Below are 21754 nucleotides of genomic sequence, written 5' to 3'. Positions count from 1 at the left end.
AGGAGGCACACTGTGCTTATGGCGCTGCCCCGCATACCTCAGCTTTCCGACTTCCCGCCGGACATGTCGATGGACGAAAAGCTGCTCGCGGTCCTTCATTGGCTCCCCACGCCGGACAAGTTCCGGGTTGAGCTCATCGACGGGGAGATCATCGTGACACCGCCCGCACTAGGTGGCCATGAGCAGAATGTCAGCAAGGTTCTGACGCAGTTCGCGCGCAACTGCGACGACATCGACATCATGGGCGGGCTCGGCCTGATCACCCCAAGAGGAAACGTCGTCCCGGACTTGACGGTCACCACCGCCGACGCCTACGGCGAGGACGAGGAATGGTTCACACCGGAACACGTGCTGCTCGTCGCCGAAGTCTCGTCGAAGTCAACCCAGCACCGCGATGTCAATGCCAAGCGGCACGGTTACGCGGGAGCGGGAATTCCGCTCTACCTCATGATCGACAGGAAGGCGCGAACGATCACGCTGCACAGCGAACCCAAGGGTGACCGCTACCTGGTCTTGAAGACGTTCCCCTTCGGCTACAAGATCCCCCTGCCCGCCCCCTTTGACTTCGTGCTCGACACGAGCAAGCTCCGCTAACCCTCCCCCAGCAACCGGTCGGCCGCCGCGTACGGGTCCAGTTCGCCCGCCGCCACGGATCCCGCCAGTTCCTCGGTCACGTCGAGCTTCGCGCGCAGCAATCCCAGCGCGATGGCCGTGATCTCCGCCGAGGCCCGCGCCGTCCTGCGGCGTTGCAGCTCCCCGTGCTCCCCCAGCCACGAGTGATGCTTCTCGATCGCCTCCAGCAGCTCCTCAAGGCCCTCGGCCTTGTGCGCCACCGTCTTCACGATCGGCTGCCGCCACTCGTGCGGCTCCCGGGTGATCAGCGCCATCATCGAGCGGATGTCGCGCATGGTGTGGTCGGCGCCGTCGCGGTCGGCCTTGTTGATGACGAAAACGTCGGCGATCTCCAGGATCCCGGCCTTGACCGCCTGGATCCCGTCGCCCATGCCCGGCGCGAGCAGTACCAGGGTCGTGTCGGCGAGGCTGGCGATGTCGACCTCGGCCTGCCCGACGCCCACGGTCTCGACGAGGATCACGTCGAAGCCGACACCGTCGAGGACGCGGACCGCTTGCGGGGTGGTCGCCGCGAGGCCGCCGAGGTGGCCCCGGGACGACATCGAGCGGATGTAGACGCCCGGGTCGAGCGCGTGCTCCTGCATGCGGACCCGGTCGCCGAGGATGGCCCCGCCGGAGAAGGGGCTGGACGGGTCGATCGCCAGGACGCCGACCCGCTTGCCCTCCTTGCGGTAGGCGCTGACCAGCGCCGTCGTGGTCGTCGACTTGCCGACGCCCGGGGATCCGGTCAGGCCGATGACCTGCGCGTTTCCCGCGTGCGGGGCCAGCGCGGAGGCGACCTCGCGGACCCTGCCGCCGCCTGCGGCCGACTCGCCGCTCTCGACGATGGTGACGAGCCGGGCCACGGCGCGGTGGTCACCGCTCCGGGCCCGGTCGACGAGCTGGTCTACCTCGTTCACGCCTGGGGTGCCTTCAGGATCAGGGCGTCGCCCTGCCCACCGCCGCCGCACAGGGCGGCCGCGCCGACTCCGCCGCCCTTGCGGTGGAGCTGGAGGGCGAGGGAGAGCACGAGCCGCGCGCCGGAGGCGCCGATGGGATGGCCGAGGGCGATCGCGCCGCCCAGCGGGTTGACGATGACCGGGTCGACGCCGAGTTCCTTCGTCGACTGGAGCCCGACGGAGGCGAAGGCCTCGTTGATCTCGACGATGTCGAGGTCGGCGGCGGTCAGGCCGTCCTTGTCGAGGGCTTTCTTGATGGCGTTGGCGGGCTGGGAGTGCAGCGAGTTGTCGGGGCCGGCGACCGAGCCGTGCGCGCCGATCTCGGCGAGCCACGTCAGGCCGAGCTCCTCGGCCTTCTCCTTGGGCATGACGACCAGCGCGGCGGCGCCGTCGTTGATGGAGGAGGCGTTGCCGGCGGTGATGGTGCCGTCCTTGGTGAAGGAGGGGCGCAGGCGGGACAGGACCTCGACGGTGGTGTCGGCGCGGACGCCCTCGTCGGCGCGGACGACGATCGGGTCGCCCTTGCGCTGCGGGATCTCCACGGGGGTGATCTCGTCGTCGAAGGAGCCGTCCTTCTGCGCGGCGGCGGCGAGCTGGTGGCTGCGCGCGGCGAACTCGTCCTGCTCGGCGCGGCCGATGCCCAGGCGCGTGTTGTGGTGCTCGGTCGACTCGCCCATGGGGATGTGGTCGTAGGCGTCGACGAGGCCGTCGAGGGCCATGTGGTCGGCGAGGGTGACATCACCGAACTTGTAGCCCTTGCGCTGGCCCATGAGCAGGTGCGGGGCACCGGTCATCGACTCCATGCCGCCGGCGACGACGATCTCGGCCTCTCCGGCGCGGATGAGCTGGTCGGCGAGCGCGACGGCGTTGAGTCCCGAGAGGCACACCTTGTTGATGCTCAGCGCGGGGACGGTCATGGGGATTCCGGCGGCGACCGCGGCCTGGCGGGCCGGCATCTGTCCCTGGCCGGCCTGGAGGACCTGACCCATGATCACGTAGTCGACCTGCTCGGGTGCCACGCCGGCGCGTTCGAGCGCGGCCTTGATGGCGACGCCGCCGAGGGTGGTGGCGGGCAGGTCGGCGAAGGCGCCGAGCAGCCTTCCGAACGGGGTGCGTGCGCCGTGCACGATGACATTGCTCATTACGCCTCCGGTCTGGGGGTGGGGCGGAGTGGACGCCGTGGCCGGGGTCGCCGGCCTCTCGGCCAGAATATCCGCGTGATCGTCTCGTGCCACGCCGGGAGCGTGGTGGGCGCCACGTCGTCACCGCCGCACAGCGGCCCCTTCTACATTACTCACCGGTAGGCTCCGGGCAACGGACTCACAGGAGGCGTCTCATGGGCTCAATCACTCCCGTCGGGCTGGTGCGCATCGACCATGTCGGCATCGCGGTGCCGGATCTGGACGAGGCGGTGGCCATGTACGTCGACACCTTCGGCGCCGTGTGCGTGCACACCGAGGAGAACGCTGAACAGGGTGTGCGGGAGGCGATGCTGCGCATCGGTGAGGGCGACTCGATGATCCAGCTCCTGGCGCCGCTGTCGCCGGACTCGACGATCGGGAAGTTCATCGCCAAGCGCGGGCCGGGCATGCAGCAGCTGGCGTACACGGTCGTCGACATCGACAAGGCGTGCGCGGCGCTGCGCGAACGTGGCGTTCGTCTCATCTACGAGGAGCCGCGCCGGGGCACCTCGAACTCGCGCGTGAACTTCGTGCACCCGGCCGACGCGGGGGGCGTTCTGGTCGAGCTGGTACAACCGGCTGTGTGACGCATTCGAGGGGGACCGCCGTACTGCGCGGCGTTGACGGCGACCGGACCGTGACCGACCGGCTGCTGCTGCGGACGGTTCCGGGCGCGGTCGACTACCTGTACGAGGACCTGCGGGCGCTGCCGGGGGCCGAGGTGGTGTCGCGGCGGCCCGACGGGCTGGTCGTGGACTGGTCGGGGCCGCTGCGGGAACTGGCGGATATCCGATACTTCGCGACCTGCGCGGTGATGCTCGACGACCTCGACGCCCGCGTCGGCGCTCCCGACGGCGCCATCGCGGCACTGGCCGGGCCGGTGCGCTTCCGGATCGCGCCGGTCGGCGAGCAGCGCTGGGAGCTGCGCGACCGGCTCGTCGAGAAGTACGGGTGGGTCAACGAGACCGGTGACTGGACGGCCAACCTGGACCGGGTCGGCGAGGACCTGGTCGCCGAGCTGGGCCCGCTGTTCTACCCGCGGCGCTTCGGCGAGCTCGTCCGCGCGCCCGCCTCGACCAACCCGGTCGTGGCGGCGGTGATGGTGCGGCTGGCCAAGATCGAGCCGGGCCAGGTCGTGCTCGACCCGTGCTGCGGCGCGGGGACGCTGGTGGTGACGGCCGGCCAGATGGCGGATCCCGGCGCGCTGATCGGCACCGACCTGCGGGATCGCTGGGCGATGGCCACGCAGGAGAACCTGGCGGCCCGGCGGGTGCCGGGGCTGGGGCTGATGGCCGACGCCACGGCGATGCCGCTGCCCGACGGGAGCGTCGACCGGGTCGTGGCGAACCTGCCCTTCGGCAAGCGGATCGGCTCGCACGCCGACAACCAGCGGCTGTATCCGCTGGTGCTGCGCGAGATCCGGCGGGTGCTGCGCGGGAAGGGCCGCGCGGTGCTGCTGACCGAGGACAAGCGCCTGTTCGAGCAGTCGGTGCAGCGTGCGCACGGTCTGCGGGTCGTCAAGGAGATCGAGTTCACCAGGCCGGGCGCGCACCCCTCGGCGTACGTGGTGGCCGCGCGGAGGTCGGGCCGGTGATCGTGCGGTGGGCGGTGGTCGAGCCGGTCGTCAAGGCCTACGCGTTCACCCCGCACGAGCTGGAGCGGGCCGGGAGGTTCCGCTTCGACGCCGACCGCGAGGCCTACCTGGCCGCGCACGCGCTGGTGCGCGACTGCGCCGGTGAGCTGCTGTCGGCCGACCCGTGCGCGCTGGTGCTGCGCCAGCGGTGCCCCGACTGCGGGGACGCCGACCACGGCCGGCCCTACATCGAGGGCGCCGAGGACGCGTGCGTGACGCTGTCGCACACACGGGGTTTCGTCGCGGCGGGCGCCTCGCGCTCGCCGGTGGGCGTCGACATCGAGCCGGTCACCGAGCGCGGGGTACCCGACGAGGTCTTCGCGCCGGGCGAGCGCACCTCCGACCCGCTGCTGCGGCTGCATCGCTGGGTGCTCAAGGAGTCGCTGATCAAGGTGGGCGCGGCGAGTCTGGGCTCGCTGGCCGAAGTGGACCTGTCGGGGGTGAGCGGTTCGGGCGGGTTCGCCTGGGGCGGCTGGAGTCTGCGGACCGAGACGGTGGCCGGCGGCGCGGCGGTGCTGGGTTCGGCGGGGGGCTGACCAGCTTCTATTCACTTTGTCGCGGGCCCCTTTCGAGCGGTGACTTTTTTAGGCTAGCCTAACCTCAGTTTCCGACTCTGGAGGTTCACCGTGGACACCCACGGCATCGCCGTCGTCACCGGGGCGGCAGGCGGCATCGGCGCAGCCGTAGCCGAGGCCCTGGCCGGCCGCGGGCAGATCGTGGCCGGGCTCGACCGCAGCCGCCCGGCCGCCGACATCGCCTGGTACGACACCGATGTCACCGACAGCAAGGCCGTCGACGAGGCCGTCGACGCCGTCGAGGAAGAGATCGGGCCGGTCTCGCTGCTGGTCAACGTCGCCGGGATCCTGCGCACCGGACCGGCCGCCGAGATGTCCGATGAGGACTGGGCGGCGATCTTCGCGGTCAACGCCACCGGCGTGATGCACCTGTGCCGGGCCGTGGCCCGCCACATGCTCCCCCGCCGCGCGGGCTCGATCGTCACCGTCGGCTCCAACGCCGCCGGAGTGCCCCGCGCGGGCATGGCCGCCTACGCCGCCAGCAAGGCCGCCGCCGCGCACTACACCCGCTGCCTGGGGCTGGAACTGGCCCCGCACGGGATCCGCTGCAACATCGTCTCCCCGGGATCCACCGACACGCCGATGCAGCGTGCGCTGTGGACCGACGATCGCGGTGCCGACGCCGTCATCGCCGGGGATCCCGCCGCCTTCAAGGTCGGCATCCCCCTCGGCCGCATCGCCGACCCCGCCGACGTCGCCGAAGCCGTGTGCTTTCTGGCCTCCGACGCCGCCCGGCACATCACCATGCAGGACCTCTACGTCGACGGCGGAGCGACCCTTCGCTGACCGCACGCACCCTTTGCCACCCCTTCACAGAGGACGCGTATGACCATGTCCCGAAACGACCTCCTCGACGCCTACCGTCCGGGATCCTCGTTCCTCTACAGCACACCGGAACGGGCCCTGCACGCCACCGGCGCCACCGTCACCCTCCCCGGCCGCGGCCCGCACGCCGCGACCCGCGCCGCCGCCGTCCTCGACGCGCTCGGCGAGGGCGCGCTGCTGGTCGGCGCGGTCCCCTTCGACGACAACGCCCCGGCACGGTTGGTCGTCCCCGAACGCTACGAATGGGGCCCACCGGTCACCGGCTCGCCGCCCCACCCGGCGGGAGTCCTCGACCTGCGGCCCGAACCGCCCGAGGACCACTACCTGGACTCCGTGCGGACCGCCCTGTCCCTCATGGACGAAGGCGGCCTGGAGAAGGCCGTACTGGCCAGATCCCTCGTCCTGCGGCCCCGGCGGCCGGTCAGCGTCCCCGCCCTCGTGCGCGGCCTCGCCGGCGGCGACCCGCGCGGCCACACCTTCGCCGTCCCGATCCCCGGCCGGCGCACCCTGGTCGGCGCCAGCCCCGAACTCCTCGTCCGCCGCCGGGGACGCGTCGTCACCGCACACCCGCTCGCCGGATCGCGTCCCCGGACAGGAGATCCGGTCCGCGACGAGGCCACCGTCGCCGAACTGCTGACCTGCGACAAGGACCGCCGCGAACACGCCTTCGTGGTCGACGCGATCGCCACCGCGCTCGCCCCCCACTGCCGGAACGTGAACGCGCCGGCCTCACCGGGAGTCACCACGACGGGCGCGATGCTGCACCTTGGCACGGTCATCACCGCCGAACTGCGCGACCCGGCCACCTCCGCGCTGGAACTGGCGTGCGCGCTGCACCCGACACCCGCCGTCTGCGGCACCCCGACCGGCCGCGCCCGCGAGCTGATCGGAAGCGTCGAGGGATTCGAGCGCGGCTTCTACGCCGGGATGGTCGGCTGGACCGACCGCTCCGGCGACGGCGAGTGGGCCGTGGCGATCCGCTGCGCCGAGGTCGACGGCGACCGTCTGCGCCTGTTCGCCGGCGCCGGAATCGTGCCGGGATCACAACCGGAGGCGGAGCTGGCCGAGACCTCGGCCAAGTTCCGCACACTGCTCGGGGCACTGGGCGTCGGATGCGGAACGGAGGCCGTCGATGCCGACCGGATTCACCGCGTGGCCTGAGCACTTCGCCGCCCGCTACCGCGAGCGCGGCTACTGGACCGGCGAGGACTTTCCGGCGCTCCTCGACCGGGTCGCGGGGAAGTTCGGCGAGCGCGAGGCCGTCGTCGGCACGGGACTGGACGGTTCGCCGCTTCGCCTGACCTACGGCGGATTGCGCGAGCGGTCGCTGAGGCTGGCCGCCGGGCTGCACGGGCTGGGCCTCAGGCGCGGTGAGCGGGTCGTCGTCCAGTGCGGCAACCACCCGGAGTTCGTGGTGCTGCTGTTCGCGCTGTCGCGGATCGGCGCGATCCCGGTGTTCGCTCTTCCGGCGCACCGGCGGGCCGAGATCGGGCACTTCTGCTCGGCGGCGGGCGCGGTCGCCTACTTCCACGGCGGCGACGCCGACAACGCCGAGGCCGTGTCCGGTGCGGTGCCGCACGTACGGGAGATCGGCGAGTTGTTCTCGCTGCCCGCCGGCGGCCCGCTGCCCGAGCCGCCGGCGGCCTCGGAGGTGGCACTGTTCCAGCTCTCCGGCGGCAGCACCGGTCTGCCGAAGCTGATCCCGCGCACCCACGACGACTACGCCTACAGCGTTCGCGCGAGCGCCGACATCTGCGGGCTGACGGAGTCGACGGTGTTTCTGTGCGTGCTTCCGGCCGCGCACAACTTCGCGCTGTCCTCGCCGGGTGTCCTCGGCGTGCTGCACGCCGGTGGGACGGTGGTCCTGGCTCCCGACGGCAGCCCCGACACCGCCTTCCCGCTGATCGAGGCCGAGGGTGTCACGATCGCCGCCCTGGTGCCGCCGCTGGCGCAGGTGTGGCTGACCGCCGCCACGAGCGCGACGGCCGACCTGTCCACACTGGACCTCGTGCAGGTCGGCGGTGCCCGGCTGGCGCCGGCGGTGGCCGAACGGATCGGGCCGGTGCTGGGCGCCCGGCTCCAGCAGGTGTTCGGGATGGCCGAGGGCCTTGTCTGCTACACCCGCGACGACGACCCGCCCGAGCTGGTCAACACCACGCAGGGCCGTCCGATCTGCGACGCCGACGACGAGATCCTCGTCGTCGACGACGAGGACCGCGAGGTCGCCCCCGGCGAGGAGGGCCACCTGCTGACGCGGGGGCCCTACACGATCCGCGGCTACTTCGACGCCGAGGCGCACAACCGCAACGCCTTCACCGTCGACGGGTTCTACCGGACCGGGGATCTGGTGCGCCGCACCGAGACCGGGCACCTGATGGTCACCGGCCGCGCGAAGGACCAGATCAACCGGGGCGGGGAGAAGATCGCCGCCGCCGAAGTCGAGCAGGTCCTGCTCGCCCATCCCGGCGTCGCCGACGCCGCCGTCGTCTCCGTGCCCGACGAGCACCTCGGGGAGCGCTCCTGCGCCTACGTCGTGGCCCGGGAGTCGCTGCCGCCCAAGGGTTCGCTGATCCGCGCGCACGTCCGCGCCGCGGGCCTGGCCGCCTACAAGATCCCCGACAAGGTCGTGTTCGTCGAGGCCCTGCCCCGCACGCCCGTCGGCAAGGTCGACAAGAAGTCCCTCCGTGAGCGCCACCGAAAGGAATCCTGATGGCCATCCCCCGGATCGCCCCCTATCCCCTGCCCGGCAGGCGGTCGCTGCCGTCGAACCGGGTGGACTGGCGGCTCGACCCGGATCGGGCGGTGCTGCTCGTCCACGACATGCAGCGCTACTTCCTCGACTTCTACGACGCCGAGTTCACCGCCCTCTACGAGGGTGTGGCACGGCTGCGGAAGCTGGGCATGCCGGCGGTCTACACCGCGCAGACCGCGCCGCAGGACCCGGTGTCACGAGGTCTGCTGACCGACATGTGGGGTCCCGGGATCGCCGACCGCGCCGAGATCGTGGCGCAGGTGGCGCCCGCCGAGGGCGAGCCGGTGCTGGAGAAGCACCGCTACTCCGCCTTCGTGCGCTCCGACCTCGCCGAGCGGATGGCCGCCGAGAGGCGCGACCAGCTGGTGCTGTGCGGTGTCTACGCTCACATCGGGATCCTGCACACAGCGCTGGACGCCTTCGCCCGCGACATCCAGACCTTCGTGGTCGCCGACGCCACCGCCGATTTCAGTCGTGAACACCACGACCGGGCGCTGGCGATGGTGGCCTCCACCTGCGGCAAGGTCGTGACCGTCGCCGACCTGTCCGCCCCGCGGATCACCCTCGACGAGCTCCGGGCGGAGGTCGCCGCGCTCCTCGACGAACCCGTCGAGGACGACGAGAACCTCGTCGACGCCGGTCTCGACTCGATCCGGGTCATGACCCTCGTGGAAGGCTGGAAGGCGCGCGGCTTCCAGGTCGGCTTCGCCGACCTGGCCGAGGATCCCACCGTCCGCGGCTTCCATCGCGCACTCGGAGGCAACGCATGACCGACAGCGCCGTCCTGCCGACTCCCGAGGAGCTGCGCCACTGCGTGCCGCTGCCGGAGGCCGCGGCCGAGCAGATCGCCGAGCACCGCGCCGAGATCGCCGGCGTCCTCGACGGTGTCGACGACCGGCTCCTCGTCATCGTCGGGCCCTGCTCCGCCCACGACCCACTGGCCACAGTGGACTACGCACGCGCCCTGGCGCGGCTGGCCGCCGAGTACGACGGCGAGTTGTGCGTCGTGCTGCGCGCCTACCTGGAGAAGCCGCGCACCAGCATCGGCTGGCCCGGCCTGCTGCTCGACCCGGGTCTCGACGACTGGTCGGCCGGACCCGCCGAGCGCGTCGCGCGACCGATCGGCGACGTGCGGGCCGGGCTTCCCGTCGGGCGCCGCCTGCTGGTCGAACTGGCCGACCTGGGGCTGCCGCTCGCCTACGAGTTCGTCGAACCCCTGCTCGCCCCCTACGTCACCGACCTGGTGTCCTGGGCGGCGATCGGCGCGCGAACGGTGGAGAGCCCCGCGCACCGCCGGCTCGCCTCGGCGCTGCCGATGCCGGTCGGGTGCAAGAACCGCGCCGACGGCGATGTCGGCGCGGCCGTCGACGCGGTCACCGTCGCCGCCGCCGGGCACAGCGTCGTCGGCATCGACGCGCGAGGCCGGGCCGCGGTCCGCCGCACGGGCGGGAACCCCTACGCCCACGTCGTTCTGCGCGGCGGCGCGCACGGCCCGAACTTCGACGCGGACTCCGTCGCCGGCGCCCTGCGGCTCCTGGAGTCCGACGGCCTGCCCGCGCGGGTGGTCGTCGACGCCTCGCACGGCAACAGCGGCAAGGACCACACCCGGCAGCCGGGTGTGGCCGCCGACCTCGCCGCGCAGATCGCGGGCGGGCAGCGCGGGATCGTCGGCGTGATGCTGGAGTCCTTCGTGCACCCCGGATGCCAGCCGCTCGGCCCGCGACTCGCCTACGGTGTCAGCGTCACCGACGCCTGCCTCGGTCTCGACGACACCGCCGAGGTCTTCGCCGTCCTCGCCGAGGCCGTCTCCGCCCGGCGCGGCGCCAGCGAGCTGGCGGTCAGCCGGTGAGGGTCACGCAGGCCCAGTCGGGAATCCTGACCGGGCAGCGCCTCGACCCCGAGAGCCCCGCCTACGCCACCGCCGAGGTCGTCGAACTGCACGGCGTCGACCTCGGCCGGCTGTCGGCGGCGATCACCGAGACGGTCGCGCGGACCGAGGCGCTGCACTGTCGTTTCGAGGGCGACCGGCAGCGGATCGGGACCATGCCGCCGGGCTGGGCTCCCTCGACAGTGGACCTGACCGGCGCCGAGAACCCTTGGGCGGCGGCGCGGGCGCACATCGACGCCGACCTGGCCGTCACCGTCGACCCGGCGCACGGACCGCTGTTCGCGCACGTGCTGTTCACCGCCGGCGAGCGCGTGTACTGGTATCAGCGCGCGCATCACGTGGCCCTCGACGGCTACGGGTACATGTTGTTCACCAGGGCCGTCGCCGACCACTACAACGGCGAGCCCGGCCTGGACTTCGCGCCGCTGGCCGACCTCGTCGCCTCCGACACCGAGTACCAGGCCTCCGAGCGGCGGGCCCGCGACCGCGAGTTCTGGACCTCCCTGCTCGCCGAGCGGGAACCGGTGCGCGGGCTCGTCGACGAGGTCGCGGCGCCCTCCCGCAGCGGTATCCGCGTCAGTGTCGCGGTCACCGGAGCGGCGAAGTCCACACTGGACGACGCCGGGCCGGCCTGGCCGCACACGGTCCTGGCCGCCACGGCCGCGCACACCCACCGGGTCACCGGCTCGCGGGAGGTGACCCTCGGCCTGCCGGTCGCCAACCGCCTCGGGACACCGGCCGCTCGCGTACCGGCCATGGTCATGAACATCGTCCCCGTGCCCCTGACCGTCGACCCCGCCGCCGGGCTCGCCGAGCTGACGGGCGCGGTCGCCGCGCGCCTCAAGGAATCCCGGCGCCACCAGCACTACCGCTACGAGCACCTGCGCCGCGACCTCGGGCTGATCGGCGGCGACCGGCGGATGTGGGCGCCGGTGGTCAACATCATCCCGTTCACCGAGGACCTGCGCTTCGGCTCGTGCACCGCCGCCACCCACGCGATCTCGGCCGGCCCCATCGACGATCTGTCGGTGACCATGCGCGGCCCCGGGCGGCTGGTGGTCGAGGGCAACCCGGCGCTGTACACCGTCGACGACCTGCGCGGCCACGCCGAGGGAATCCTGGATCGGCTGGCCGACAAGGGAAGCGTCGGCCTGTGGGAGGAGCTGCCGAGCACGCCGGCGCCCGAGGTGCGTCCGGTGCTCGACCGGATCCTCGCCCACGTCGAGGCCGACCCCGACCGGGTGGCGATCGTCGACGGCGACGAGGAGGTCACCTACGCGGCGCTGTGGAAGATGTCGGAGATGAACGCCGACAACCTGCTCCGCAAGGGCGTCGGTGAAGGCGATCTCGTCGGTCTCGCCTGGCCGCGCGGGCACGGCGCCGTCAGCGTCATGCTCGCCGCGCTGCGCTCGGGCGCGGCCTTCCTGCCCCTCGACGCCGACGGTCCACCCGAACGCAACCGGGCGATCGTCGCCGAGGCCAGGCCGCGCTTCGTCGTCGGCGGTCAGCAGGTCGCCGGCCCCGCGTCACCGTCGGCGGACTCCCCCGCCTACGTCATCTACACCTCGGGCTCGACGGGACGGCCCAACGGCGTCCGCGTCGGGCGCGGCGCGCTCGACTTCTTCGTCTCGGCCGCCCTGGAACGCTACGGGATCAACACGGACGACCGGGTCCTTCAGTTCGCGCCGCTGCACTTCGACGCCGCCGTCGAGGAGATCTTCACGACCCTCGCGGCGGGCGCCACGCTGGTGATCCGCGACGAGTCGGCACAGGAGTCCCTGACGGCGTTCTGCGACTTCGCCGCCGAGCGGCGGATCACGGTCCTCGACCTGCCCACCGCCTACTGGCACGAACTCGCCTACGCCCTCCACACGGGCACCGCCCGGCTGCCGGCGAGCGTCCGCACGGTCATCATCGGCGGCGAGGCGGCCATCGGGGAACGGGTCGCGCAGTGGTTCGCCGCGGTCGGTGACCGGGTGCGGCTCATCAACACCTACGGCCCGACCGAGGCGACCGTCGTCGCGCTCGCCGCCGACCTGTCCGAAGAGGACGGTCGCTCAGCGCACGTCTCCATCGGGCGTCCGCTGCCGGGCGTCCTCGCCGTCCGGGGTCCAGGGGACGAGCTTCACCTCGGTGGACCCGGACTCGCCCTCGGCTACCTCGATCAGCTCGAACTCACCCGGTCGCGGTTCGTACGGGTAGAACAGCGACGTCTGTACCGGACCGGCGACCGTGTACGTGTAGAGCACGCTTCCGGTGCCCTCGCCTACGTCGGGCGCGTCGACGATGAACTCAAGATTTCCGGACATAGGATCCATCCCGCCGAGATCGAAGGAGTCCTGCTCTCCCATCCGAGAGTACGGGAGGCGGCCGTCGTCGCGCAGTCGGCGAACGGCCGAGTCCGGCTGGTCGCGCACGTCGTCGCCGGCACCACCGCCGAGGAGCTGCGCGAGCACGCCGCCGCGCGCCTGACCGGCCCGGCCGTGCCGCACATCGTGCTCCTGGAACGCCTGCCGCGCACCGGAACCGGCAAGATCGACCGGCGCGCCCTGGCCCGGACGACGGAACCCGCCGAGGAAGCACTCGACGGTTCCCCGGAGGAGCGGCTGGTCGCGGCGGTGTGGACCGAGGTCCTCGGTCACCCCGTCACCGACCCCGGCGCCGACTTCTTCGCCGCCGGCGGGCAGTCGCTCCAGGCGGTCGCCGTCGCGGCGCGCCTGTCGGCCGCGCTCGACCGCACGATTCCGGCCACACTGATCTTCAAGCACCCCACGGTCGCCGCGCTCGCCGAGGCACTGTCCACAACGGACGACGGCTCGGTCGCCGAGGACACCATGCTCGCCGACGCCGAGGCTCCGCTGCCCCACCCGGTGCCGTCCGCGACCGGCGGGCGCGTCCTGCTCACCGGCGCGACCGGCTTCGTCGGCGCGCACCTGCTCGCCGAACTCGCCGGCGGCGACGACGAGATCTGGTGCACCGTGCGGGGTGGGGCCGAACGGCTCGCCGAGACCGCCGCCGCCTACGGCCTCCCCGACCCGAGCGGCCGCGTCAAAACCGTGAGCCTCGATCTCGCTTCCGAGGACGAACTGCCCGGGGCCGGGTTCGACCGGATCTGGCACTCGGCGGCGCTGGTCAGCCTCACGCGCGGCTACGCCTCCATGCGGGCGGCGAACGTCACCGCCGTCCGGCGGCTGCTGGAACTGGCCTGCCGCGACGGATCGGCCGTCCACCACGTGTCCACTGTGGCCGTCGGCGCCGGTCTGGCCGAGTTGCCCGAGGCCCACATCCCCGCACACGAGGGCCTCCACGACGGCTACCAGCGCGGCAAGTGGGCCGCCGAACGGCTCATGGCCCGCGCGGCCGAGTCCGGCCTGCCGGTGACCGTCTACCGTCTCGGGCGCGTCACGGGCGCGGTGACGCGCCCCTACGTCAACCCCGCCGACCTGGTCTGGCGGCTCGTGCGCGCCGGCCTGGCGGTCGGGTCGCTGCCCGACCTCGACGTCGCCGAACCGTGGACGCCGGTCGACTGGGTCGCCGAAACGGCCGTGTGGACGGCCGAGACCGGCCGCACCGGCGTGGTGAACCTGGTGCCCGAGACGCCGACACCGCTGCGGGACGTATGGCGCTGGATCGCCGACGAGCGCGGCCTTTCCGTCGAGCCCTTGGGCGCGTGGCGGGAGCGCGTCGCGGCATGCGGCGACCCCGAACACCTGGCCACGGCGGCGTTCTTCGGCGCCGGGCGACAGGGTCCGCCGCCACGCACGCCTCACATCCACAGTGGACGCCTGCCGACGCCCGCGCCCGCCGTCGACCGCGACCTCGTGCTCGCCTACCTCGCCGCGCTCACCAGCGGTCGTGGACCAGGGGCCGGATGAGCTCGTCGTAGACCTCGGCGACCGCTGCGTGCACCTCGGCGCTCAGCGGCTCGTCGGTCGCGGCGGCGGCGTTGGCGCCGGCCTGCTCGGCGTTGCGTGCACCGGGGATGACGACGCTGACGCCGGGCTGGTCGAGGATCCAGCGCAACGCGAAGCGCGCCATCGTCATGCCCTCCGGCAGCAGCGCCCGGATCCGTTCCACCGCTTGGAGACCGGTGGCGTAGTCGACGCCGGAGAAGGTCTCACCGACGTCGAAGGCCTCGCCGTGGCGGTTGAAGTTGCGGTGGTCGTCGGCGGCGAAGGCGGTGTCGGCACTGAAACGGCCCGACAGCAGGCCGCTGGCCAGCGGGACGCGCGCGATGATGCCGACCCCGGCCTCGCGCGCGGCGGGCAGGACCTCTGCGAGCGGCTTGTGGCGGAAGGCGTTGAGGATGATCTGGACCGAGGCGACGTTGGGCCGCGCGATCGCCGCGAGGGCTTCGTCGCAGGTCTCGACGCTCACCCCGTAGGCGGCGAAGCGGCCCTCGTCGACGAGGGTGTCGAGCGCGTCGAAGACGGCGTCGGTGGCGTAGACCGGCGTCGGCGGGCAGTGCAGCTGGACGAGGTCGATGGTGTCGACGCCGAGATTGGCGCGCGAGCGGTCGTTCCAGGCCCGGAAGTTGTCCAGGCGGTAGGCCTCGGGCGTCTGCTCGACGCGGCGCCCCATCTTCGTGGCGACCGTCAGACCGGTGTTCCCGGCCTCGGCGAGGAGCCTGCCGACGAGCCGCTCACTGCGGCCGTCGCCGTAGACGTCGGCGGTGTCGATGAACGTGGTCCCGGCCGCCACCGCCGCCCGCAGCGCGTCGAGCGCGGTGTCCTCGGGGACGTCACCGCCCCAGGAGCCGCCGATCTGCCAGGCGCCGAAACCGACGGCGGGCGTGGGGAATGGGAACGGGGATCGTCGCTGCATGGGGCGATCGTAGGCGCCGCCTTCGATGCACTGGCCGCGCCGCCCACCCCTATGTAGACTCTCGGCACAGCAAGGGAGGTACCGTGCTGACGACCGCCGCACCACCGCGCCACGTCCCGCTCCACCGCTTCTCCGCCGTCGCCTGCGGGGGACGCTCTCGGTCTACTTCGTCGCCGACTACGAGAACACCCCCCTACCTCGAAGTCCGGCGCGTTCCCCCGCTCTCGCACACCTGGCTCATCGGCGCCGGCGCCCTCCTGGGCGCACTCGCCGGCGCCGCCGCCATGGCCGCCTTCATCCGTCATCGCAGGAGCCACCCGCCGACGGACGCCAGCCAAGCGGGCGTGTGGGGCCCGGCAGCCCTCTGCGTCAACTTCGCCCTCGCCGCGATCCTCGTCTACTCCGACCTGCTCCATTTCGGCCGCATCGACGAACCACTGTGGAGAAGCGCACGCTTCATCCCCTTCGGCGCGAGCATGAACGTCGGTCTGGTGCTGCTCGCGGCGAGCGCGGCGGTGCTGTGGCGACAACGGGGGAAGGCAGCGCTTCCTTCGCCGAGTTCTTCCACCTAGCCAACCTGGAGGTTCCCGTGTCGGCACCCGCCGTCGAAGAGGCCGCGTCGGCGCCTCCCGTCCCGATCCGCCGCGTCGACCGGATCGTCGGCTCGATCATGGCCGTCTGCATCGGTGCGACACTGGGCGCGATGATCGGGTCGCGGATCGCCGGGACCGACGAGCCCCTCCCGGATCGCGCGGAGGTCCTCGCCATCGCCGAGGTCGTCTGGAACGAACGAGAACCCGACGAGAGCTGGGTGACCGAGGAACCGGTCGAGAACCTCGACAGCCGCACCGAGCACGAGGACATCATGGGCGTCCCCGGCTGGGTGCAGGTCCTGTTCGGCGACGCGACCATGGAGAAGACGACCGGCGTGTACTGGCCCGACCGCCCCGGCTGGGTCGAGTCCACCGACGAACCCTACGACTACCCCGAGACGCCGGAGGACAACGCCCGCCGGCTCGACGAGGCCGCAGCAAGGCTCACCGCCGCCGGATGGGACGTCAGCCGCCCGTACTTCCACACCGTCGAGGGACGGCGGGGGACGCTCGTGGTGTCCTTCACGGCCTCCGACGGCAGCACACCCGACATGGAGGTCGCCCGGGTGCCGCCACCGGTGCACACGTGGTCCGTGGCCGCCGGCGCGGTCCTCGGCGCCCTCGCGGGCTGCGCCGCCGTCGCCGCGTTCGTCCGCCACCGCCGAAGCCACCCGCCGGCCGGCACCACCCTCCTGGGCATGGCGGGCCTGGCGCTGCTGTCGGTCAACGCCGCCATGGCCGCGATGAGCGTGGGCTTCCAGCTCGCCTACGCGGGCGAGATCGGCGGTCCCTTGTGGCGGGAAGCGCGCTTCATCCCCTTCGGCGCGAGCATGAACGTCGGGCTGCTGCTGCTCGCGGTCAGCGCGGTCGCGTTGTGGCGGCAGCGGCTGACGAGGGCTGAGTGAGCGGCACCGTCACGACGCCCTCGTAGAGTGTCGGCACAACCCAGCCCGGAGGTTTCCATGCCGGTTCCCGCCACCGAAGCGGCCGCGCGGCCCCTCCCGATTCGCCGCGTGTACGGATGAGCGGCGTCTCCTGGCCCGGTGCGCCAGGTGACGGTTCGGAGGCTCCGGGGGCCGACGCCCAGCGACTCGACGAGGCCGAGTCGAGGCTGGCGGCCGCGGGCTGGGACGTCAGCCGTCCCGACGCCGGCGAACTGGACGGACGGAAGGGAACGCTCGTGGTGAGTTTCGTGAGCTGCGAGACGGGACCCCCCTGACATGTGGGTCCGGCGCGTGCCGCCGCCCGTACAGACCACATTCCCGGGCATCGGCGCACTGGTGGGTTCCCTGGTGGCCGCCGCCGCGTTCGCGTTCGCCCGCCATCGGCGAAGCCACCCTCCGATCGACGCGACTCGATGGGGCATGGCCGGTTCGGGCCTGCTCACGGTCAACGTCGCGGCAGCCGTGCTGAGCGTCGTCGCCGACCTGGCGGCCGAGGGCGCCATTGTGGCTCCACTGTGGCGGGAAGCGCGCTTCATTCCCTTCGGCGCGAGCATGAACGTCGGGCTGCTGCTGGCGATCTCAGCACCGGAGCGCCCCCGGCCGCGAACTACGACCCGCCAAGGCTTCCCGCGCCCTAGTCTCGCAGCTGCACGTCGCCGGTCACCAGGTACACGACCTGGTGGGCGATGTTGACCGCGTGGTCGGCGTAGCGCTCGTAGAAGCGGCCGAGCAGCGTGAAGTCCACGGCCGCCTCGACGCCGTAGGGCCAGTCGGAGAACAGCTTGGCGAAGACCTTCTTGTGCAGCGCGTCCATCTCGTCGTCGTCCAGGCTCAGCTGGGTGGCGTCGAGCTGGTCGCGGGTGCTCAGGATCTGCGTCATCTTCGTCGCTATCCGCACGGCCACCTCGCTCAGCGAGGTGAACAGCGGCGCGGCCTCGGAGGGCACCGCCGAGGCGGGCGCGCGCAGCAGCGCGATCTTCGCGATGTGCTTGGCGAGGTCCCCCATGCGTTCGAGGTCGCCGGTGATGCGGATCGCGGCGAGCATGAACCGCAGGTCGCGGGCCATCGGCTGCTGGAGCAGCATCAGCTCGGCGACCTGGTCGTCGACGGTGTTGCGCAGCTGGTTGACCTGTGCGTCGGTGGCGACGATCTGCCGCGCGAGTTCGGGATCACTGGTCAGGAGCGCACGGCTGGCACGGCCCATCATCTCGGTGACCGTTCGGGCCATGCTGACGAGGCTGGCGTCGAGTGCCGCCAACCGCTCGTGGAAATCGTCCCTGACCATCGTCATGAGTCTAGATGTTCACCTTCGCGCGCGGTCGATGCGGATCGATCTCCACGTCACACGCCTCAGATGAACCGCGCGTTACGTAGGATTGCCGCGTAGGGAGCGTGCGATGGTCAGATCAGTGCACCGCACGGCCGCGACGGTCACGCGGCCGCACGTCCACGCCGCCGTGCGGCGCGGAATCGACGAGGCCGGCGCCGTGCTGCTCACCGGCCCGGCGGGCAGCGGGAAGAGCACGGTCCTGGCCGCGCTCGGCGAGAACGGCGAACGGGTGGTGCGGCTGAGCCCGGCCGCGCGCGACCGCGAGGTCCCCTACGCCACCATCACCGAATTACTGTCCGCCCTGCCGACGGCCGCCGTCGACGCGCTGGCGCCGCCCCGCCGCTCGGCCGTGCGGGTCCTGCTGCGCCAAGAACCCGGCGACGGCACCGACCATCTCGCGGTGCGGCTGGCGGTGACCGAACTGCTCTCGGCGGCCGACGGCCGGGCGCTGCTGCTGCTCGACAACGCCGCCGACGTCGACGACGAGAGCGCCGACGTCCTCGACTACGTGCGCCAGCACGCTCCCGAAGGCCGGGTCGGGCTCGTCGCGGCCAGACGCGAGGCCGACGACACCTCGCGGGTGCTGTCGGGAGCGGTCGAGATCGCCGTTCCCCCTTGGGATCTCGACGAGATCTCGGCGCTGCTGGCCGGGCACGGCATCCCGACGCGCCTGACCGGGCGCGTCTTTCGCGCCTGCGGCGGCAATCCGCAGCTGGCGGTGCGGCTCGGCGGCGCCCTCGGCGGCTGGAGACGCGGCGATCCGGCCATGCCGATCCCCGAAACGGCCCGAAGACCCATCCGGGCGCAGCTCGCCACCCTCTCCGCGAGCGCGCGCCAGACGCTTCTGCACGTGGCCCTGGCCGCCGTGCCCAGCCTTTCGCTGCTGGCCCGCGCGGGCCGTCCCGACGCGCGCGAGGACCTCGCCGAGACCAGCGACGCGGGACTGACGACGCTCGGCTCGGACGGGCGGATCGCGCTGAGCTCGGGCGCGGTCGGCGACACCGTGCGGGAGGCGGCCGGCTCGGCCGAACTGTCCACTGTGCATGCCGCGCTCGCGGCGGTCGCCGACGATCCGGTGACGGCCGTGTGGCACCGCGCGCACGTGGCGTCGACGCCGTCGGCGGATCTGGCGGCCGAACTCGACGCCGCCGCCGACACCTTGCGGGCGCGCGGTGCCCGAAGGCGCGCGGCGGCCCTGTCCTTCCTGGCCGCCGAGCTCACCCCGGGGTCCGACCAGGCCGGGATGCAGCGTCGCTTCGTGACCGCCGCCGGTGACGCCGGGCTCGGCGGGGACGTCGAGCTGACCCGCCGGGCGGCGGCCCTGATCCTCGACCGCGTCGGCGATCCGGCGCTTCGCGTCAGCGTGCTGACCGCCGTGATCGAGTCGGCGGGGCAGGCTCTCGACAGCATCGACGACGTGTTCGCCGATCTCACCGAGGCCGCCGCCGAGGACCCCGCGCTGATGGCGGTGGCGCACCTGTGGATGGCCTGGCGCTACTACATCTGCGAGGGCGACAGCCATCGCGCCTTCCAGGAGGCGACGACCGCGCACCGCCTCGCGGTGCGCGGCGGGAACGTGGGCGCCGAGATCGAGGGCCTGACCACCGCCGCCCGCCTCGGCCGCGCGCTCGGCCGCTCCGAGACCGAGGAGCTGCTGGAGCGGGCCGCCGCGCTCGACCCGGACGCGTCGGTCGGCGCGCTGCGCGACTCGGCCCTGTTCGTGCGGTCCCGGCACGCGTTCTTCGACGACGACCTCGACGCCGCACGGCGCGGGAACCTCACGCTGCTCCCACTGGCGCAGCGGCGCGGCGACATCAAGGACCTCAGCGACGTCTACCGCACCCTCGCCGAGGTCGAGCTGCGCGCCGGGCGCTGCACCCTGGCCCTCGACTACATCCGCCAGGCCACCGAGCGCCTCACCGACACCGACACCTCCACCGCGACCGTCTGGTACGTCGTCGCGCTCGCCGAGACCGGCGGCGGCGACCTGGCCCGGGCCGCGAGCTTCGCCCGGCAGGGCCTGCGGTCGGCGCACGAGGACCACGACGTGCTGTTCACCTCCCGCTGCCTCTACGCCCTCGGCCGCGTGCAGCTGTTCGGCGGCGAGACCGCCGCGGCGGCGCAGACACTGCGCGAGGTCCGCGCCTTCGAGGCCGCCTTCGACATCGCCGACCCCTCGATCCTGCAATGGCACCGGGAACTGGCCGAGGCCCTGGCCGCCACCGGCGAGATCGGCGAGGCCGCCGCGCTCGTCCGCGACGCCCGCAAGGCCGCCGAGACCCACGGCCGCGACAACGTCCTGCCCGGCCTCGACCACGCCGATGCCGTGTGCCTGCTGGAAAGCGGCGACCCCGAGGGCGCCGCCACGCTGTTCGACCGGGCCCGCCGGCGCTTCGCCGAACTCGGCCTGCCCCTCGAAGAAGGCCGCACACTGCTGTCGCTGGCCCGTCTCGAACGCCGCCGCAGGCGCCGGGCCGCCGCCCGTGCGCTGCTCACCGAGGCCGCCGCGATCTTCGAACGCTGCGACGCCCTGCCCTGGATCGCCCTGACCGAAGGCGAACGCGCCCGCCTCGACAACACCGGCCCCTCCTCGGCGGCCGCGCTCACCGACGCCGAATCCCGCCTGGCCGCCCTGGTCGCCGGCGGCGCCACCAACACCGAGGCCGCCGCGCAGCTGTTCGTCAGTGTCAAGACCGTCGAGGCGACCCTCACCCGCGTCTACCGCAAACTCGGGCTGCGTTCGCGGGCCCAGCTCGCCGCACGGCTGTCGGAGCCGCGCTGACCGGCGCGGCTCAGCCCTGGCCGAGGCCGGTGCAGTGCGCGATCGTCGCGTCGTCGGCGGCGACTTTCTCGCGCGCCTCGGCATCCCTGACGAGGCGGACGATCTCGGCGGGCCCGGCCGACCCCAGCAGCGCCGGCAGTCCCGGCCAGTCGACCAGCCCGAAGCGGTCGACGATCCGGCTGGCGCCGTTGCTGAGCAGCGTCGCGGAGTTCAGTTCGGCCGGCGGGCAGGACCCGGTGATCGCCTCGCCGGCCGCGCCGGGATCGTCTTTGGCGAGCCAGAAGCCGCCCGGCCGGTTGCGGTTGGCGCGCAGCTCGCCGATGATCCGCCGGTACTCGTCGCCGCCCGCGGGGACGCCGACGAGCCGGGTCTGGAAGGCCCGGGCGATGACCACCTCGCGCGGATCGGTGACGACGAGCGCCTCCCGGCCGATCCGGTCGAGCAGAACGAAGGAGTCCCCGAGCACCAGGTGCTCGGCGACGCCGTCGCGGACGCGCAGCATCGCGACGCTCGCCGACGGGCTGATCGGGTCGGCGACGTCGCAGGTGCCCCGGTGAGCATTGGTCACCTCGTCGATCGCTCCGGCGAGCACCGATGGGAGGTCACCGCCGAGCGTCAGCAGGCCCAGCAGGCTGCCGCCGAGGCGATGGGCGTACCAGGCCACGCCGTGCGAGCAGACCCTTTCCCCGCCGGGGATCCCAGCTCCGTCGACGAGCACGGCGGCGGTCGGGAGGGCTCCGGTGTAGTCCTCGTTGACGCGGCCGGGCCGGTCCGCCGCGACACTCGTCATCGCCACCAGCATGCCGTACCGCCTTCCGCCGGGGCCCGAATGTAGCAGCCCCCGCGCCGACCCCTC

The 21754-nt window shown here is 72.7% G+C and carries 19 protein-coding genes; 14 read left to right on the top strand and 5 right to left on the bottom strand.

All coding sequences use genetic code 11. From position 1 onward, the window contains the following. The first annotated feature begins 18 nt into the window (after window positions 1-18). Entirely contained in the window at window positions 19-594 is a 576-nt protein-coding gene (locus tag AB0I28_RS33350) for a Uma2 family endonuclease (RefSeq protein ID WP_357499704.1), read from the top strand. Here AB0I28_RS33350 and meaB read toward each other — a convergent pair. Together meaB and AB0I28_RS33340 are read right to left on the bottom strand one after the other, a co-directional pair. Next, window positions 591-1583 (bottom strand): methylmalonyl Co-A mutase-associated GTPase MeaB, encoded by a 993-nt coding sequence (meaB, locus tag AB0I28_RS33345; RefSeq protein ID WP_357499703.1) that lies wholly within the window; start codon window positions 1581-1583, stop codon window positions 591-593. The genes AB0I28_RS33350 and meaB overlap by 4 nt on opposite strands. Then, window positions 1529-2713, bottom strand: coding sequence for an acetyl-CoA C-acetyltransferase (locus AB0I28_RS33340; protein WP_357499702.1), 1185 nt, complete (start codon window positions 2711-2713; stop codon window positions 1529-1531). The genes meaB and AB0I28_RS33340 overlap by 55 nt, the downstream gene beginning before the upstream one ends. 194 nt (window positions 2714-2907) lie before the next feature. Here AB0I28_RS33340 and mce point away from each other — a divergent pair, with 194 nt between their 5' ends. From mce to AB0I28_RS33295, 9 genes are all read left to right on the top strand, one after another. Continuing rightward, the gene (mce, locus tag AB0I28_RS33335) at window positions 2908-3339 is read left to right on the top strand and encodes a methylmalonyl-CoA epimerase (RefSeq protein WP_357499701.1); all 432 of its coding nucleotides are present in this window, start codon (window positions 2908-2910) and stop codon (window positions 3337-3339) included. Then, window positions 3336-4346: a methyltransferase domain-containing protein gene (locus tag AB0I28_RS33330; RefSeq protein WP_357499700.1), complete on the top strand. Its 1011-nt coding sequence runs from the start codon at window positions 3336-3338 to the stop codon at window positions 4344-4346. Before mce ends, AB0I28_RS33330 begins: the two co-directional genes overlap by 4 nt. Continuing rightward, window positions 4343-4921 (top strand): hypothetical protein, encoded by a 579-nt coding sequence (locus AB0I28_RS33325; protein ID WP_357499699.1) that lies wholly within the window; start codon window positions 4343-4345, stop codon window positions 4919-4921. The genes AB0I28_RS33330 and AB0I28_RS33325 overlap by 4 nt, the downstream gene beginning before the upstream one ends. Before the next feature lie 90 nt (window positions 4922-5011). Continuing rightward, window positions 5012-5746: a 2,3-dihydro-2,3-dihydroxybenzoate dehydrogenase gene (locus AB0I28_RS33320; protein ID WP_357499698.1), complete on the top strand. Its 735-nt coding sequence runs from the start codon at window positions 5012-5014 to the stop codon at window positions 5744-5746. Window positions 5747-5791: 45 nt separating this feature from the next. Next, the gene (locus AB0I28_RS33315) at window positions 5792-6946 is read left to right on the top strand and encodes an isochorismate synthase (RefSeq protein ID WP_357499697.1); all 1155 of its coding nucleotides are present in this window, start codon (window positions 5792-5794) and stop codon (window positions 6944-6946) included. Further along, window positions 6918-8495: an AMP-binding protein gene (locus AB0I28_RS33310; RefSeq protein ID WP_357499696.1), complete on the top strand. Its 1578-nt coding sequence runs from the start codon at window positions 6918-6920 to the stop codon at window positions 8493-8495. Before AB0I28_RS33315 ends, AB0I28_RS33310 begins: the two co-directional genes overlap by 29 nt. After that, the gene (locus AB0I28_RS33305) at window positions 8495-9307 is read left to right on the top strand and encodes an isochorismatase family protein (protein WP_357499695.1); all 813 of its coding nucleotides are present in this window, start codon (window positions 8495-8497) and stop codon (window positions 9305-9307) included. Before AB0I28_RS33310 ends, AB0I28_RS33305 begins: the two co-directional genes overlap by 1 nt. After that, on the top strand, window positions 9304-10386 hold the full coding sequence (locus AB0I28_RS33300) for a 3-deoxy-7-phosphoheptulonate synthase (protein ID WP_357499694.1): 1083 nt from the start codon (window positions 9304-9306) through the stop codon (window positions 10384-10386). The genes AB0I28_RS33305 and AB0I28_RS33300 overlap by 4 nt, the downstream gene beginning before the upstream one ends. Then, entirely contained in the window at window positions 10383-14300 is a 3918-nt protein-coding gene (locus AB0I28_RS33295; RefSeq protein WP_357499693.1) for an AMP-binding protein, read from the top strand. Before AB0I28_RS33300 ends, AB0I28_RS33295 begins: the two co-directional genes overlap by 4 nt. Here the strand turns inward: AB0I28_RS33295 and AB0I28_RS33290 are convergent. Continuing rightward, window positions 14269-15249, bottom strand: a complete 981-nt coding sequence (locus AB0I28_RS33290) for an aldo/keto reductase (RefSeq protein ID WP_357499692.1) — start codon at window positions 15247-15249, stop codon at window positions 14269-14271. The two genes, AB0I28_RS33295 and AB0I28_RS33290, sit on opposite strands and share 32 nt — an antisense overlap. An 83-nt stretch (window positions 15250-15332) precedes the next feature. Between AB0I28_RS33290 and AB0I28_RS33285 the strand changes: the two genes are divergently transcribed. The 3 genes from AB0I28_RS33285 to AB0I28_RS33275 all read left to right on the top strand — a co-directional run bounded on the left by AB0I28_RS33285 (window position 15333) and on the right by AB0I28_RS33275 (window position 17061). Beyond that, on the top strand, window positions 15333-15821 hold the full coding sequence (locus AB0I28_RS33285; protein WP_357499691.1) for a hypothetical protein: 489 nt from the start codon (window positions 15333-15335) through the stop codon (window positions 15819-15821). A 17-nt stretch (window positions 15822-15838) separates the two neighbouring features. Further along, on the top strand, window positions 15839-16747 hold the full coding sequence (locus AB0I28_RS33280; RefSeq protein WP_357499690.1) for a hypothetical protein: 909 nt from the start codon (window positions 15839-15841) through the stop codon (window positions 16745-16747). Between the two features lie 116 nt (window positions 16748-16863). Continuing rightward, window positions 16864-17061: a hypothetical protein gene (locus AB0I28_RS33275; RefSeq protein WP_357499689.1), complete on the top strand. Its 198-nt coding sequence runs from the start codon at window positions 16864-16866 to the stop codon at window positions 17059-17061. Window positions 17062-17420: 359 nt separating this feature from the next. Here the strand turns inward: AB0I28_RS33275 and phoU are convergent, their stop codons facing one another. Then, entirely contained in the window at window positions 17421-18071 is a 651-nt protein-coding gene (gene phoU, locus AB0I28_RS33270; RefSeq protein WP_357499688.1) for a phosphate signaling complex protein PhoU, read from the bottom strand. Window positions 18072-18183: 112 nt separating this feature from the next. Between phoU and AB0I28_RS33265 the strand changes: the two genes are divergently transcribed. Beyond that, window positions 18184-20898, top strand: coding sequence for an AAA family ATPase (locus AB0I28_RS33265; RefSeq protein WP_357499687.1), 2715 nt, complete (start codon window positions 18184-18186; stop codon window positions 20896-20898). Window positions 20899-20908: 10 nt separating this feature from the next. Here AB0I28_RS33265 and AB0I28_RS33260 read toward each other — a convergent pair whose 3' ends face one another. Next, window positions 20909-21688 (bottom strand): hypothetical protein, encoded by a 780-nt coding sequence (locus tag AB0I28_RS33260; protein ID WP_357499686.1) that lies wholly within the window; start codon window positions 21686-21688, stop codon window positions 20909-20911. Window positions 21689-21754: the final 66 nt, after the last annotated feature.

This window comes from Phytomonospora sp. NPDC050363 (genome assembly GCF_040655735.1).
Taxonomy (GTDB): domain Bacteria; phylum Actinomycetota; class Actinomycetes; order Mycobacteriales; family Micromonosporaceae; genus Phytomonospora.
This window is presented reverse-complemented; position numbering and strand designations above follow the sequence as displayed.

Coding starts and splice junctions, on each gene's coding strand:
- AB0I28_RS33350 (WP_357499704.1), top strand. CDS start 19: ATGGCGCTGCCCCGCATACCTCAGCTTTCCGACTTCCCGCCGGACATG.
- AB0I28_RS33340 (WP_357499702.1), bottom strand. CDS start 2,713: ATGAGCAATGTCATCGTGCACGGCGCACGCACCCCGTTCGGAAGGCTG.
- mce (WP_357499701.1), top strand. CDS start 2,908: ATGGGCTCAATCACTCCCGTCGGGCTGGTGCGCATCGACCATGTCGGC.
- AB0I28_RS33315 (WP_357499697.1), top strand. CDS start 5,792: ATGTCCCGAAACGACCTCCTCGACGCCTACCGTCCGGGATCCTCGTTC.
- AB0I28_RS33310 (WP_357499696.1), top strand. CDS start 6,918: ATGCCGACCGGATTCACCGCGTGGCCTGAGCACTTCGCCGCCCGCTAC.
- AB0I28_RS33305 (WP_357499695.1), top strand. CDS start 8,495: ATGGCCATCCCCCGGATCGCCCCCTATCCCCTGCCCGGCAGGCGGTCG.
- AB0I28_RS33300 (WP_357499694.1), top strand. CDS start 9,304: ATGACCGACAGCGCCGTCCTGCCGACTCCCGAGGAGCTGCGCCACTGC.
- AB0I28_RS33290 (WP_357499692.1), bottom strand. CDS start 15,249: ATGCAGCGACGATCCCCGTTCCCATTCCCCACGCCCGCCGTCGGTTTC.
- AB0I28_RS33275 (WP_357499689.1), top strand. CDS start 16,864: ATGAGCGGCGTCTCCTGGCCCGGTGCGCCAGGTGACGGTTCGGAGGCT.
- phoU (WP_357499688.1), bottom strand. CDS start 18,071: ATGGTCAGGGACGATTTCCACGAGCGGTTGGCGGCACTCGACGCCAGC.
- AB0I28_RS33265 (WP_357499687.1), top strand. CDS start 18,184: ATGGTCAGATCAGTGCACCGCACGGCCGCGACGGTCACGCGGCCGCAC.
- AB0I28_RS33260 (WP_357499686.1), bottom strand. CDS start 21,688: ATGACGAGTGTCGCGGCGGACCGGCCCGGCCGCGTCAACGAGGACTAC.